Genomic DNA, 14350 nt, shown 5'->3' with positions numbered 1-14350 from the left:
TCGTCAGGCATTCTGCTGTCCGAACGGTGGGTTCCGCAAACTGTCGACCGTTAAGAGCGGTCGAGCGGAAACACGAGGTAGAGACGGAACTGGGGGAGTTTTGACGCACGCGCGACTCGATCATGTGGAAGAGGACTCCGCGCGCGGCATCGTGCGCGCGCCGGACCTTGCCCGAGTAACCATCCTGGCCAAGCACACGCAGGTAGACATGGCTATTCCGGTCGATGTACCGGTCGCTCTCGTCATTCCCAGCGTGGTCGACATGGTCGCGCAGCACAGCCGCTCGAATGATTTCGACAACGACGGCGAACGCTACGAACCCGCCGAATGGGTGCTCGCGCGCATCGGCCACCCACCGTTCTCGAATTCGCTGAGCCTCGGCGAACAAGGCGTGCGCGACGGCGAATTGCTCATGTTGGAGAGCGCTTCGCACGCGGCGCCGACGCCCCTGTTCGACGACATCATGTACAACGTGGCGGTCGCCGACGCCGAGCACTACCGCAGCTGGACGCCGAAGACGGCCCGCATCACCGGTTCGGTACTCGCCGCGCTCACCATGCTGGTCGGCTGCTTCGGTCTGTTGGCCGCGCCGGATGCGTTGCCGTTCTGGGTTTCCGGGTCGCTGGCGCTGTTCGTCGCGATCCTCTGCGTGGTGGCGGGCACGGTGCTGAGCCGTATGTACCGCGACACCTCGGCCGCGCTCGTCCTCGGCGGCTGTGCGCTGCCGACCGCGTTCACCGGCGGCATGCTGCTGGTCCCCGATCATTACGGCGCGGCGCATCTGCTGCTCGGATTCGCACTGCTCGGCTCCATCGCGGTGCTCGCCTGGCGGGTCACCGGCATCGGGCTTGCGCTGTTCATCGGGACAGCCACCGTCTCGGTGTTCGGCGTGCCCGCCGCCCTGGTGGGGTTGCTCACCGATCAGCCGGTCAAGGCGATCGGCGCTGTCGTCGCCGCGCTCGGTTTGGCGGGACTCTCACTCTCACCGCGTGTTTCGATGCTGCTGGCCAAGCTGCCGTTGCCACCGGTCCCCTCCCCCGGCACCCCGATCGACCCGACCGAGGACGACCCGGACGACCACCGCGCCCTGCCGACTCTCGACGCCCTGCGCGCGCGGTCGGAGCGGGCCCGTAACTACCTCGCCGGCCTGGTCAGCGCGACCACGCTGGTCACCGTCGTCGGCGCGCTGCTGGCGATCAACGCCGGCGCCGAAGATCCCTACTGGCCCGGTATCTCGCTGGCGCTGGTGTGCGCGGTGGTGCTGATGTTCCGCAGCCGCACCTACGCGGGCGCCGAGCAGGCCATCGTGTTGATCGCGGGTGGCTCGGCGATCGTGCTGATGATGCTGATCGGCGTCGCGCTCGAAATGCGCCAGCCCCTGGTCGTTTTCGGCGCCGCACTGGTGATTCTGATCTCGGCGCTGGTGATGGGCTTGATCGTGCCGAACCAGTCCGCGACACCGCCGATGCGCCGGGCCGTCGAGTTGCTCGAGTACGCGTTCGTCGCCGCGGTGCTGCCGCTGGTGTTCTGGGTCGCCGATCTCTACTCGCTGGTTCGCGGGCTGTGAGGCTCGGCTTTCGACTGACGGCCGTTGCACTTGTCGTCGGCCTGAACGCCGGATTCGGTGTGAGCGGAACGGCTTTCGCTGATCGGCCGCCCGCGATCGACCCCGGAATGTTGCCCGCGGGTGATCCCGCCGCGCCGCCGGACAAGACCGAGCGCGGCAGTGGCGCCAACGGACTGTGCTTCCGCACCCAGGCGAGCACCGCGCTGGCGGTGATTCCTCCCAGCCAGCGCTCTCTCGATCTGGAACGGGCGTGGGAATTCTCGCGTGGCGCAGGACAACTCGTCGCGGTAATCGACACCGGTGTGGAGCCGCACCCCCGTCTGCCCGATCTGTGGGCAGGCGGCGACTACGTGGCCGCCGGTGGCAACGGCACCGAGGACTGCGACGTGCACGGCACCGTCGTCGCCGGAATCATCGGCGCGACCAAGATCGACAACCAGGGCTTCTCCGGTGTCGCGCCCGAGGCCCGCATCCTCAGCATTCGCCAGACCAGCTCGCTCTACCAGTCCGAGGGCGCCGGGCGGAACAAGGGACCCGACGACTTCCCCGAGGGCTACGGCAAGGTCTCCTCGCTCGCGAGCGCGATCCGGCGGGCGGCAGACTTCGGCGCCCGAATAATAAACATCTCACTGGTCTCGTGCTTGCCTAGTTCCCCAGCGAATGAGCCGTCGTTCCGTGCCCTCGGTGCGGCGGTGCAATATGCGGCGGTCGAAAAGGACGCGGTGATTATTAGCGCGGCGGGCAATACCGATAACAACTGTAAGTCAGGCAATCCCGGCACCGACCCGCTCAAGCCGGCACAGGATCTCTGGAGCACGGTCCGGACATACGTAAATCCCGCCTGGTACGACGATTACGTGCTGTCGGTCGGCGCCATCGGCGCCAACGGCGCACCATCTTCGTTCTCTGTGCCCGGTCCGTGGGTCGGCATCGCCGCACCCGGCGAAGGCATCACCTCGCTCGACGCCAGGACCACCGGTATCTCCGACGGCAAGTACGACAACCAAGGCAAGTACATGGCTTACAGCGGAACGAGTTTCGCCTCGCCCTATGTCGCCGGTGTCGCCGCCCTGATACGCGACAGGTTCCCTGATCTGACCGCCAGACAGGTCATCCAGCGGCTACAGGCCACGGCCCACGCACCCGCCGAGGGCTGGAATCCATACATCGGTTACGGCGCAGTCGATCCTGTCGCGGCGCTAACCAACGAGGTGCCGAGAGAACTTCCGCCGAAGCAGGCAAGCCCGGCGCGCAGCCTGCAACTGCCGGTGCCCGCACCGCCCCCGCCCGCGGACAACACCGCGCGCAATGTGGCCCTGATCGGTTCCGGTGCGATCGGCCTGATCCTGGTCCTCGGTGTGCTTGCGTCGTTCCCGATCCGCCGTAGGTTCGGGATGTCGGTCGACGATCTCTGACCATCTTGACCGAAGCACACAGTATGGCGGTGGGTCCGCCCCAACACGAATCGACTCGGAGCTTATCGGTTCCATGCAGCCGATAAGCTCCGAGTCAGTTTGGCAGAACTACCAAGTATTCATTCGCCATGTTCCATTGCCCGTGTACTCACAGTTGTAGATCGGATCGGTGGAGGCTTTGCGAGCGGGTTTCGCCATCTGACATGCTTCTTCGGACGGATACAACACTCCAGTGGGGTCGGCGACCGCAATCCCCGAGTTGGCAACGCTAATCCCCCCAGCCGCGACGGCTACCGCCACAAGCGCCACTCGGGCACGCATCTTGAAGTTCATTCTCTCCCCTGCCTTCCGGTTACTGATGGGGCATATACCCCTTCAGATTTTTTCCACCCATGCCAGCCCTCAGCGTCCTGTTTGCTTTCACTGGCATGCGAGTCTCGTTGGCTTACATACTGATTGGACGCAGGCCGGACGACTCCGGTTCCATATCGACCCAAACGAAAAATATGAACCAGATCACACTTGTCCGGCTGCTGTCGATGCGTACCTGTGCGGAATCGTCGGCCGTCACACCATCGCGAGCCCAACGCCGACAAGCTCTCCCTGTCGGCGCCACCCGTCGGAAGTGTGTTCGGCGCGATCGGTCTCATCGTGATCCTTGGCGTCCTCGCTTCGTTCCGATCGGCCCCACGTTCGGGATGTCCTTCGACATTCCCTGACCGGCTCTACCGAAGAGCAGGGTACGGTCTCTTGGTCTGAGCACCGTCGACCCAGGTAGCCGCATGAATTCGTCAACGACCGAACGTCCACTCACCCGCCGACAGCGGTGGGAGCGCGCGACCAATCTGCCCTTGATGGTGCTCGCGGTGGTATTCGTGATCATGTACGCGTGGCGGGTGCTCGACACCGAGGTCTCACCGCGGCTCGATACCAGCCTCGTACTGGCGGATATCGCGATCTGGGCGGTGTTCTTGATCGATTTCGTGGTCAGGCTGTGGTTGTCGGGCGACCGGCTGCGCTTCGTCCGCAAACATCCACTCGACCTGCTGGTCGTGCTCGTGCCACCGTTTCGTCCACTGCGCCTGCTGCGGGCTTCGCTGCTGCTGCTCGACGCCCTCAACCGCGCGACGCACCCGCGCACGCGCCTGGTGACCTTCGTGGCCACCAGTTCCGTGCTGATCCTGTTGCTGTCGAGCCTGGCCTTCTTCGACGCCGAATACGGCGCACCCGACTCCAAGATCGAGACCTTCGGCGACGCCCTGTGGTGGTCGGCGGTCTCGGTGACGACGGTCGGCTACGGCGACGTCTACCCGGTGACCACCGAGGGCCGACTGGTCTCACTTGTCCTGATGACGTTGGGGATCGGCCTGATCTCCTTCGCCATCGGCACCATGACCAGCTGGGTCGTCGAACAACTCAAGACCGTCGACGACGCCGCCGACCGCGCGGAGAGCATGCTCAGCGAACTGGTCGACGAGGTCAAAGCCTTACGGATCGAGGTCGCCGAACTCCGCTCCGATTGCGGAAGGCCGACGACCCCGCCCGACTAATTCGCCGCGGCGACAGGCTTTTTGGCGGGCGAGGGATCCGGTGCGACACCGTCGTGCGCGACCATCGCCTCTTCCCGACCCATGGTCGGCCCACCCGCGAGCAGTCCGACGATCGGCCACGGCGCCGGTTCGGCGGTGACCTGATCGAGGCCGAGTGCCTTGACCGCGTCGGCGTTCTTGATGCCGAAACGGACGCCGGTGTCGGCGATGTAGAACAGGCTGTCCTTGCGGCGACTGTTCGGTTCGATGCCGGTGGACTGCACGTAGGCACCCGAGGCGGGCGGGATGAAGACCGTGTCGGCGTTGGGGCCCGCGCCGTCGGCCTGCGCGAGATCGACCATCTTCGCCTTGTCCGGGATCGGCAGATCGATGCCGGTGAGCAAGGTCAGCTCGGCGCGAGCGGTCGCGTCGGTGTTGTCGGTGGCGCCCGCGATCGGCTTCCACGACATGCAGCTGACGGGCTGGTCCTTGGCGGCGATCAACGTCGGCCGGTCACGCGGGTAGTCCTGCACCTTCAACGACCGCACGATGGTCGCGTAGGTTCGGTCGGTCGACTGAATGGTCGTGCCATTCATCATCGTCGGATAGAAGTTGCGGATGATCTGGGCGGTCAGCGCCGAAATCTCCTGCAGCCCGTCCTGGAGCACCACGTAGTTCTGGTTGGGCTCGTTGAAGACCTGGACGACGTCAGCGATCTTGTGGCCGCTCACGTTGTAAGCCGGTGTGCCACCCGGATTGGCGATCGTCGGGGTGATCAGCGGCAGCACTTCGGGAATGGCGTTGAGTAGGCCCTCGCTGATGGGACGCGGAGTGACGCCGGTGATGCCGAGCGCGTGGGTGACAGCCGGATCGTCCATCTTCACGCGGGCACGCTTGCCGTCGTACACCAGGTAGGTAGCGTCCTTGCCCTTCACGAGCATGGCCTTGCCCTCGTCCACCTTCGACGCCTTCGCGCCCAGACTCGGGTCACCGGCCAGCACCGACGTGGTCAGATCCGCTGTGCCATCGGACTTGAGCTGATCGCACACCGTCCACGTGCGACCCTTGCCGGCCTTGTCGTAGAGGATCGACGACGGGGCGCCCGGAATGCCGATCAGCTGACCGCGCGGCTTCTTGCCGAGCTCGGATTCCTTGACGATCGCCGCTTTGGACGCTTCACCGGCCGCCAATCGAGCCGAGGCCAGGTTCAGCGCGGGATGCACGACATTGTCGACCACCACGTAGACGCCGCCGGATTCCTTGGCGATCAGGATCTTGCTGTCGCCGATCTTGTCCTGCGGGCGCAGCAGTGCGAGCACACCACAACCTGCGAGAACTACGATGCCGAGCACCAGTCCGACCACGTAGGCACGGGTCTGCGCGCGCATCGGATCGTGCAGCATTCGCACATCCCGGCGCACCAGGGCGTGCTCCATCCGCCGCACCAGGAAGCGGTATCCGCTGACCTGCCAGCGCGTTGTGGGTTTTGAAGGCATGGTTCCTCCCCCGAACAGTGCTCTCGTCCGGGCAACACAGTACAGTTCCCGGCAGCAGTTGTTCGCATTCGGCCATCGGTCGATCGACAATCGGGTACCTGGGGGAGGAACGAATGGCTGAGTTCACCGGGGCGGGACCGCGCCCGCTGTTCGGTCGGATTTCGCTGCCGCACCTACTCATTGCGCAGGTCCTCGGCCTGACCGCGGGGGTTGTCGCGCTGATCTGCGGGCTCGATCCGCTGGCGTCACTCGGCATCGCCATCGCGGTGGCACTGGTACCGCTGATCCCGATCGGCAAGCGCACCATCCTCGACTGGATCTCGACCATTCGCCGGTATTCCGGCAAGCGCGAATACACGCTCGGCGACACCGTCGACTTCCGTGACACCGACGGCCGCTCGCTCGGGCTGTACTGGGACGGCAGTCGCGTGGTCACCGTCGTCGAGGTGCTGCCGCCGCGCGGCGGGCTGACCAGGATCGCCCGCACTGCCGTGCACGCCTCACACCTGTTGCCGCTGCCCGAATTGGCCGCGTGCCTCAACCAGCACGACATCCTGCTCAGCGGGATCGACATCATCAGCCACGGCCACCGCAGCCGGTCCGGTACGCCCGCAGGCGCGATCTATGAATCGCTGCTCGGCCCGCTGCCTGCGACCGCGCACCGCACGGTATGGCTCGCAATCAGTTTCGACGCGGTGGCCTGCCCCGATGCGACGGCTCGTCGCGGTGGCGGCACCGATGGCGCTTCCCGCTCGGTCACCATCGCCACCCAGCGGATCATGCGCACGCTCGAAGACGCCGATTGCAACGCGCGCATCCTCACCGCGCCGGAGATCCGCAAGGCCGTGCAGCAGATCACCGCGGGTCTGGACCCGCGCACGCTGAGTCAACGATGGAAGTACGCCGAGATCGGCAACGCGGTGAATATCGGCAGTGCGGTGGATCCCAAGCAGTTAGGTTCGGATCTGCTCGCGCAGCTGTGGGTCGCGCCGTCGCGGGGCACTACCGTCGCCGTACGGCTGCGTCCCGGTAGCAACGCCGAATCCGTCAGCGTCGGCGCCGCATGGCGATTGACCGCGCGCGAACTTCCGGAGAAGACCAAGTCCAAGGGCATGGTATCGATGAGCGGCCGTCATCGCGACGCGCTGCTGGCGCACCTGCCGATCGCGGTTCCCGGTGTGGACGACACGATCCCGACCATCGAGTACCCGATCGATATCATCGGCGCGCTGCATCTTCCGTCTTCGGGCTGCGGGCAGCTGCTCGGTTCCGATGACGAGGGCAACGGCGTCGCCACCAGGATCGTCGGCGTCGGCATCTCCACCGTGTATGTGGCAGGCGAGTTGTATCTGGCCCAGCAGTTGGTGTTCCGCGCGTTGGCCGTCGGCGAACGGGTGTTGGTGCGCACCGACCGGGCCCAAGCCTGGGAGCAGTTGGTGACAACCGTCGGTAATCCGGAGCGGCTGACCATCGCCGTCGAAACACACCAGTCCGACGCGGGTTTCACCGCGACGGTCGTCGACGGTGTGCTCGCGCCCGCCCCACACGCCGGTGTCACCACGATCTACCTCACCGGCGATCCGAACGGCTGGCCCGCTTCGCGCCCCGACCTGGAGATCTTCCAGCCGGGCGCGATCGGCAACCGCGTCGTGCTGCGCACGGGAACGACCAGGGTGAACCTCACGCTGGTGTCGATCCCCCGCGAGTCGACCTACATCGGCCAGCCACGCGGTCAGCGCGCGATGGCCGGCGCCTGACCGGTCAGCCCGGATAGGGTTCGACAGTGCGGGCTGCCCGCAAAGTGGTTCCCCACCAGTTCAATTGGTTCAGCATGCGGTCGCACGCATCGACCGCGGCATCGTCGTCGGTCATGCCGGTCTTGTCGAAGCGCCGCTTGGCCTGGGCGAAGCTCACCGATTCGCGCACCGAGACCATGTGCAGTTCCGAGACCACCTGACGCAACTGCTCGACCGCGCGCAACCCACCCGACAGCCCGCCGTAGGACACGAACCCGATCGGCTTGGCCCGCCACTCGTGCTTGGCGCTGTCGAGCGCGGTTTTCAGCGAAGCCGGATAGCCGTGGTTGTACTCGGAGGTGACGGCGACGAACGCGTCCGCCGCGGCCAACCTGGCCCGAAACGCCTCGACCTCCGGCGTTTCGGTGAGGTCGACGGGCAGTGCCAGATCACGCAGATCGAGCACCCCCACCTCGAATTCCGGCCGCTCGCCGAGCGCGGTGACCAGCCAGCCGGCCACCACGGGAGCGAATCGCTCGGGGCGGGTACTGGCGACGATGATCTCCAACCGCAGCGGTGCGTTCATGGCGCCGAGCTTATCGACACCGCACTGCCCCGGTCCCGGAGCCGCTGGTCGACTCGTGCACGATAGAGCTGTCGGTTTCGTTCATGGGGCGCAGGGGGTCGCACGTGATTATCGGACGTTGGCAGTTGGTGGAGACGCTGGGGACACCGCAGACTTGGTCGATGCTGACCGCGGGGACCACGCCGCGCGAATGGGCGTCGTATCAGCGGGCGATTCCTGCTCGGCTGCAGCCGTTGATCGCGGCCGCGCACGAGACGGGTGCGCCGGTAGAGGAGGTACTGCCGAAGTCGCGCAATCAGTGGTCGGAGTTGCGGTTTCGCGCGGTGCCGGTGCGGTGGCCCGATGCGCACACGCACGCGGTGAAGGTGTGGGTCGGGCCGGACGTCCCGGCGGAGGAACTGCGGGTCGCTCCGTTCCGGGTCGACGCACGAGCCCGCGTCGTGCGCACCCATCCCGGTCTCGGACCCCACTTCGGTTCGGCGCCGGTCGAATACAGCGGTGCCGAGCCGTTCGAGCGCATCGAGCGCTTCGATCGCGCCCTGGAATTCGTTGCCGCGCTGCACCGTTCGGAACCGCGGAGCCGATGGTCGGGAGTCGCCACCGTGCATTCGAAGATCGGGCCGCGTTCGCTGTTGGTGGCCGCACGCAACGGCGGTGGCGAGCAGCGACAGTTCGCGTGGCGTGGGGTCACCGTCGATGTCACCGACAGCATTGCCCCGCAACGCAAGTCGTTCGAAGCCTCGACGCTCGAGTTGCTGCGTGAATCCCGGCCCGGCCTGTACCTGGTCATCCTCGACACCGCGCAGGTTCGCGCGGTGCGGTGGGTCACCGAGCCGGTGCCCGGGCTGACATGGCGCGGGGTCGACGAGCGGACCGTCCCGCATCCCGACGACCGCCCGAGAATCGCCGCGCTGCGCGCCGAGGTGCTGGCCGGTGCCACGCGTGCCGGGCTGAGCGGATTGCGGCTGGCCGCCGAGGCGGGTGGCTGGTTCACCGTCGACGTCGAGGTGTCACCGCTGCCGAACGGCGGCCCGGCGCCTGCCTTCATCCTCGCTCAGTTACAGGTCACCGCACCGCCGGGATGATCAGGGCAGTTCGAAGGGCAGCGACACCCCGACGTGCACGCGGCAGCGCTCACAGGCATCGGTGCTGTCGACCGCAGTGACCGCGCGACGCATGAGCTCCTTGAACGGTCCGAGGTTCTTCTTGAACTCGGCGAACACGTCGACCGCGTGCACTCCGTGGCCCTCCTCGAGACCGGCGTCCAAGTCGGTAACGAGAGCGACTGCGGCGTAGCACATTTCGAGTTCACGGGCGAGGACTGCTTCGGGGTGACCGGTCATGTTGACCAGGTCCCAACCCTGCCCGGCGAACCAGCGGCTCTCGGCGCGGGTGGAGAAGCGCGGGCCCTGCACGACGACCATCGTGCCGCGATCCTCGACACGAAGCTCACCCGCCGACTTCACCGCGGCGGCGCGCAGATCGTCGCAGTAGGGATCGGCGAAGGAGACATGCACGCCGCCGCCGTCGAAGTAGGTCTGCGGACGACCCGAGGTCCGGTCGACGAGCTGATCCGGCACCGCCACGCTGCCGGGACCCCAATCGGCGCGCAGACTGCCGACCGCGCACGGCGCGAACACCCGGCGCACCCCGAGCGAGCGCAGCGCCCACATATTCGCCTGGTAGGGCAGGGTGTGCGGCGCGAACTCGTGCTGCTTGCCGTGGCGCGGCAGGAAGGCGACGGCACGGCCTTCGACCTCCCCGATCGCGACCGGAGCACTCGGCGCGCCATACGGTGTGTCGACCTCGACGTGGATCGCGTCGTTGTCGAAGAAGTCATAGAAGCCGCTGCCGCCGATGACGGCGAGTGCGGGCCGTGGAAGCGAACTCATGCCGTCGATTCTTCCGTCCGGGCCGACCGCGCGCAGCACCGGGGACTGCCATCTGACAATTTCACCGCGAAACTGTACCCTAGGGGGGTATTAGTTCGCCACGCGAGCTACCAGGCAGGCGAGGAGACCTTCGGTGACAACACCCACCCCCGACACCGCGACCGGCGACGAACACGCGGGCCATGCAGGCCACGGCTACATCACCGCCAAGGACGACTACCTCAAGCGACTGCGCCGCATCGAGGGCCAATCGCGTGGACTGCAGCGGATGGTCGAAGAGGAAAAATACTGCATCGACATCCTCACCCAGGTCTCCGCCATGACCAAGGCACTACAGGCGGTTGCGATAGGGCTGCTCGAGGACCACATCTCGCACTGCGTCGTCGATGCGGCGGTCGCCGGTGGACCCGAGGCCGAAGCCAAGATCAAAGAGGCCACCGACGCGATCGCCCGGCTGGTCAGGTCCTGACCCCACCGAGCCTGTTCGGGCACGCTCGGCGAGTACGCGAGCCGAATCGTCAGCCGGTCCGTATGTAGTCCTGTCCGTCGGTCCACGGATTCGTTGCCCCGTCGACGACGAGGTCGGCGAACAGCAGCCCCGACTTGCCGGGCGGCAACGGCCGCACCAGATCGAGACCGTCCGGACCGAGGATCCTGGCCACCCCACCACCGCCGCTGAGCAGCAGATGCTGCGGCGACCGCGCGTCGACGACCGACCAGCCGGTTATCGGCACGAGTGCCGTCGGCGCGATCACCACGACCCCGTTGTCGCGCGCGTACTGCTCGGCGACCGCGCTGTTCACCGCGATCAGGTCGTCGCCGACCTCGTGATACACGGTGAATCCGGAGAACGCGGCGACGTGGACCTGCTCCCGCCACAGGTCCACGCGCCGGCCCGGGCACAGATGGTCGGCTCCCCCCAGGACGCCGACCCGGCCCAGTTCGGTGTGGTAAACCACCGTCGGCCCCACACCGTCGGCGAAGATCTCACGTTCCAGCGGCGTCGGCCATTGCTTGCGCGCCACCCGCACCTGCCCGTCCGGACCGATCATCGCCTGCGCCATGTAGACCTCGTCGCCTGCCCGCTCGGCGAACCCGAGCACCACCCACACCCCCGCCCACTGCGCCGCGTCGGCGATGGCCCGCAGCTCGGCGCCGTCTCTGGTCATCGAATTGGCCAGGTACCGAGACTGGAACTCCGACCCCCAGTCGACCGCGTTCAGCCACAACCACCACGGGTAACCCGGCAGAAAGACCTCGGGAAATGCAACGAGCTGCGCCCCACCGGCGCCTGCGTCCTCGATGAAGCCGATCGTCTGCGCGACACCGGCGGACAGATGCAGCCACGCAGGCTCCGCCTGTACCGCTGCCGCCCTGATCCGAATCGACATCGTGATCTCCCCTCGCACCGCACTGGCCCAACGAAATCCAGTGTGATGCAGCAACGATCGTGCGCACAGTCCTCCCGCGCCAGGCCTCTGACAACCGGTGCCACGTTGATCAGCCGAGGTGCGAGTGCCGATATTCGCCGGGCGTCATTCCGGTTTCCTGCTGGAACACCCGATAGAAATGCCGTTCGGAGGCGAATCCCGAGGCGTAAGCGACTGCTGCGGGTGGGTGGCTTCTGTTACGGGCCAACAGTTTCTGCGCATGCCGCACTCGCAGCCTGCGCAGCGCGGTACTGAGGCTGTCGCCGGTACCGCCGAAGATTCGAAACAGTGTGCGACGCGAGATGTGGCAGGCCGCCGCCACCTCGTCGACGGACAATTGCGGGTCGGTGCAACGCTGACGGAGGTAGACCATGACGTGTTCGCGACTGAGCGCGTCGGCAGGCGCCTCGACAGGTTCGCTCCCCGCGGCGAGCAACACCGCCGACCCGAGCAGGTCGAGCGCGCTTCTGGCCAGGATGTCGGCCTGCGCAGGCGATTGCGCGCGCACCCGGGCGAGCTCACGAAAGTAGGTGGCCACCACGCCCGCCGGGCTGCCCGGAGCGATGGCGGTGGCGGTCGGGATGCGGACCTCACCGAGCCCCGGCTGCAGGCGCAGCAGCCGTGTCGGCACTCGCACGAGCACCTGCTCGTAGGACACGCTGTCGTGCCAGAGCGAAGGTCGGCCGGTGTCGAGAAACGTCATCTCGCCCGGCTTCAGCAGCACCGAGCGCCCGTCCTGCGTGAGTCTGGCCTCTCCGGCGACCTGAATGCTGACCAGCAGGTATTCCTCGTCCGCGCAGGCCACATGCTTCTTGGTGCGCCGGAATTCCTGATTTCCACCCGCGAGCGCGGTCAGCGAGAAGTCGTCGACGCCGGGCAACGCACTGCTGGTGAGCCTGCCGAACGTGGGTGCGTCCAGCGTGGGATCAAGTGCGAGTGGGAAATACGTCTTCGTCATCAACGCCTCCCACTGCTCGAACTCCGCGCTGCGCGGTGTCGGCGCCGAGAACTCCAGCGTCGTCGTTTCGTTCGCCACAGGCGACCTCCAGAAACGAGAATCGGGCACTGCCGTCACTGCGGCATCGCCCGAAGAATACCCTCGCCCCGCCCCTCGAATGCAATTGCATATGCAATTGCATTCTCCTCTGAACAGGGAAAACCGCTCTACGCAAGCCTCTTTCAGCAAGCTCCGATACGAAGGACGCAGACAATGCCCGACACACTGGTGTGCGGTGTCCCGGTAGACGTGAAAGAGCCGTGTTTACTGAGTGTTGCCAGCAGGATGCTCGTCGATTCGCCACCGGGAGGACACGTCCATGTCTGTCGATTCCGCCGTCGTGTCCGCTCGATCGGAGGACGGCCGCTCGTTCATCGTCGACAACGCCGCGGCCAGCCCCTTTCCCGCCGGATCGCTGATCGTGGTCAGTTGCGGGGGGCGTAGGCAACTCGCGCTGGTCGAGGAACGGACGGCGACAGCGCCCATCGGGTTGCGTGGCCGATTGATCGGCGAGCTCACCGACGACGGTGTCGACACCAGAGCGAGTCATGCCTTCGACGGCGGTGCGGTCAGCGCGGCCGATCGCGACACCGTCGCCGCGCTCCACCACACCACCGGCGCCGAACTCGAGGTGGGGGTGAGCCTGTCGGCGCCCGGCGGTCCGGCCCGCCTGCTACCGACCCGCTTCAACCGACACACCTTCTGGTGCGGCCAGAGCGGTTCGGGCAAGACCTACGCCCTCGGCGTCGTCCTCGAACAGCTGATCGCCCATACCGCGCTACCGATCGTCATCTTCGATCCGAACTCCGATTTCGTGCGTATCGGCGAGGTGATTCCCGGTGCCACCGGCCCGACCGCGGACGCTCTGCGGGAACGCGATATCCGTGTGCTCCGACCGAAGGGCGACCCGCCCGGTCGGCTGCGTGCGAGGTTCATCGACATGACGCTCACCTCGAAAGCCGCTGTGCTACAGCTGGATCCGGTGGCGGATCGGGAAGAGTTCAACGAGCTGATCCATCTGTCGGCGATGTTGGTCGGCGAGCTCGCCGATGTGCTGGCCCGCCTGCGCGCCGTCGACACCCCGGCTCGCCGCCGCCTCGCGATGCGCGTGGAGAATCTGGGATTGCTCGACTGGGAGGTGTGGGCCGGAACCGATCGGGCGGTCACCGACATCGTCGCCGAGCGCCCTGATGTGGCGGTCCTCGATCTCGGCGGATTCTCCACGCCCGCACAGCAACTCGTCGTCGCCCTGTCGGTGCTCGACGATCTGTGGGCCCGGCGCGAGGAACGGCGTCCGGTCCTGCTGGTGATCGACGAGGCGCACAACCTCGCCTCACCCGCGCTCGATTCGCCGGTAGCGGTCGCGGTGCGCGAACGATTGATCCAGATCGCCGCCGAGGGCCGCAAATTCGGGCTGTGGCTACTGCTCTCGACACAACGCCCGTCGAAGGTGCACCCCGGCATCATCTCCCAGTGCGACAACCTCGCCCTGATGAAGATGACGTCACCGGCCGACCTCGCCGAGCTCGGCACCTACTTCGGCTACGCGCCGAGCGGCCTGCTGGCCCAGGCGCCCTGGTTCCGCCAGGGTGAGGCGTTGCTGGCGGGCGGATTCGTCCCGACGCCCACCCTGGCCAAGGTGAACACGCGGCTGACCCGTGAGGCGGGCGCCGATGTGTCGGTGCCGCTGCGTTGAGCACCG

General features: G+C 66.6%; 12 protein-coding genes. 7 read left to right on the top strand and 5 right to left on the bottom strand.

Annotation, left to right across the window (positions count from 1 at the left end; translation table 11 throughout):
- Window positions 1-100 precede the first annotated feature (100 nt).
- The 3 genes from eccD (at window position 101) to IBJ82_RS11955 (ending at window position 4532) form a co-directional block, all read left to right on the top strand.
- Window positions 101-1567, top strand: coding sequence for a type VII secretion integral membrane protein EccD (gene eccD / locus IBJ82_RS11965; RefSeq protein WP_194825938.1), 1467 nt, complete (start codon window positions 101-103; stop codon window positions 1565-1567).
- 59 nt (window positions 1568-1626) lie between these two features.
- Window positions 1627-2982, top strand: coding sequence for a type VII secretion-associated serine protease mycosin (mycP, locus tag IBJ82_RS11960; RefSeq protein ID WP_370585277.1), 1356 nt, complete (start codon window positions 1627-1629; stop codon window positions 2980-2982).
- A 782-nt stretch (window positions 2983-3764) separates the two neighbouring features.
- Window positions 3765-4532: a potassium channel family protein gene (locus IBJ82_RS11955; protein ID WP_194825937.1), complete on the top strand. Its 768-nt coding sequence runs from the start codon at window positions 3765-3767 to the stop codon at window positions 4530-4532.
- Here the strand turns inward: IBJ82_RS11955 and eccB are convergent.
- Complete coding sequence (eccB, locus tag IBJ82_RS11950; protein WP_194825936.1) at window positions 4529-6007, bottom strand: type VII secretion protein EccB; 1479 nt, start codon at window positions 6005-6007, stop codon at window positions 4529-4531. The genes IBJ82_RS11955 and eccB overlap by 4 nt on opposite strands.
- A gap of 113 nt (window positions 6008-6120) precedes the next feature.
- On the opposite strand from eccB, the gene eccE reads away from it, so the two are divergent.
- The gene (gene eccE, locus IBJ82_RS11945) at window positions 6121-7764 is read left to right on the top strand and encodes a type VII secretion protein EccE (RefSeq protein WP_194825935.1); all 1644 of its coding nucleotides are present in this window, start codon (window positions 6121-6123) and stop codon (window positions 7762-7764) included.
- A 4-nt stretch (window positions 7765-7768) separates the two neighbouring features.
- Here the strand turns inward: eccE and IBJ82_RS11940 are convergent, their stop codons facing one another.
- Window positions 7769-8329 (bottom strand): NADPH-dependent FMN reductase, encoded by a 561-nt coding sequence (locus IBJ82_RS11940; RefSeq protein WP_194825934.1) that lies wholly within the window; start codon window positions 8327-8329, stop codon window positions 7769-7771.
- A 104-nt stretch (window positions 8330-8433) separates the two neighbouring features.
- Here IBJ82_RS11940 and IBJ82_RS11935 point away from each other — a divergent pair, with 104 nt between their 5' ends.
- Window positions 8434-9414, top strand: a complete 981-nt coding sequence (locus IBJ82_RS11935; RefSeq protein ID WP_194825933.1) for a GAF domain-containing protein — start codon at window positions 8434-8436, stop codon at window positions 9412-9414.
- On the opposite strand, the gene IBJ82_RS11930 is transcribed toward IBJ82_RS11935, so the two are convergent.
- Window positions 9415-10221, bottom strand: a complete 807-nt coding sequence (locus IBJ82_RS11930; protein WP_194825932.1) for an S-methyl-5'-thioadenosine phosphorylase — start codon at window positions 10219-10221, stop codon at window positions 9415-9417. It lies immediately after the preceding gene.
- Between the two features lie 133 nt (window positions 10222-10354).
- Here IBJ82_RS11930 and IBJ82_RS11925 point away from each other — a divergent pair, with 133 nt between their 5' ends.
- Window positions 10355-10690: a metal-sensitive transcriptional regulator gene (locus IBJ82_RS11925; RefSeq protein ID WP_370585276.1), complete on the top strand. Its 336-nt coding sequence runs from the start codon at window positions 10355-10357 to the stop codon at window positions 10688-10690.
- A 49-nt stretch (window positions 10691-10739) separates the two neighbouring features.
- On the opposite strand, the gene IBJ82_RS11920 is transcribed toward IBJ82_RS11925, so the two are convergent.
- Both IBJ82_RS11920 and IBJ82_RS11915 read right to left on the bottom strand, forming a co-directional pair.
- Window positions 10740-11612, bottom strand: a complete 873-nt coding sequence (locus tag IBJ82_RS11920) for a nitrilase-related carbon-nitrogen hydrolase (RefSeq protein WP_194825931.1) — start codon at window positions 11610-11612, stop codon at window positions 10740-10742.
- 109 nt (window positions 11613-11721) lie between these two features.
- Window positions 11722-12687, bottom strand: coding sequence for a helix-turn-helix domain-containing protein (locus IBJ82_RS11915; protein ID WP_194825930.1), 966 nt, complete (start codon window positions 12685-12687; stop codon window positions 11722-11724).
- Window positions 12688-12967: 280 nt separating this feature from the next.
- Here IBJ82_RS11915 and IBJ82_RS11910 point away from each other — a divergent pair, with 280 nt between their 5' ends.
- Complete coding sequence (locus IBJ82_RS11910) at window positions 12968-14344, top strand: ATP-binding protein (protein WP_194825929.1); 1377 nt, start codon at window positions 12968-12970, stop codon at window positions 14342-14344.
- Window positions 14345-14350 lie beyond the last annotated feature (6 nt).

Origin of the sequence: Nocardia sp. XZ_19_231 (assembly GCF_015355705.1) — a bacterium.
Classification (GTDB): domain Bacteria; phylum Actinomycetota; class Actinomycetes; order Mycobacteriales; family Mycobacteriaceae; genus Nocardia; species Nocardia salmonicida.
Note: the sequence above shows the minus strand (reverse complement) of the source record. Positions and strands in the feature narration are given on the sequence as shown.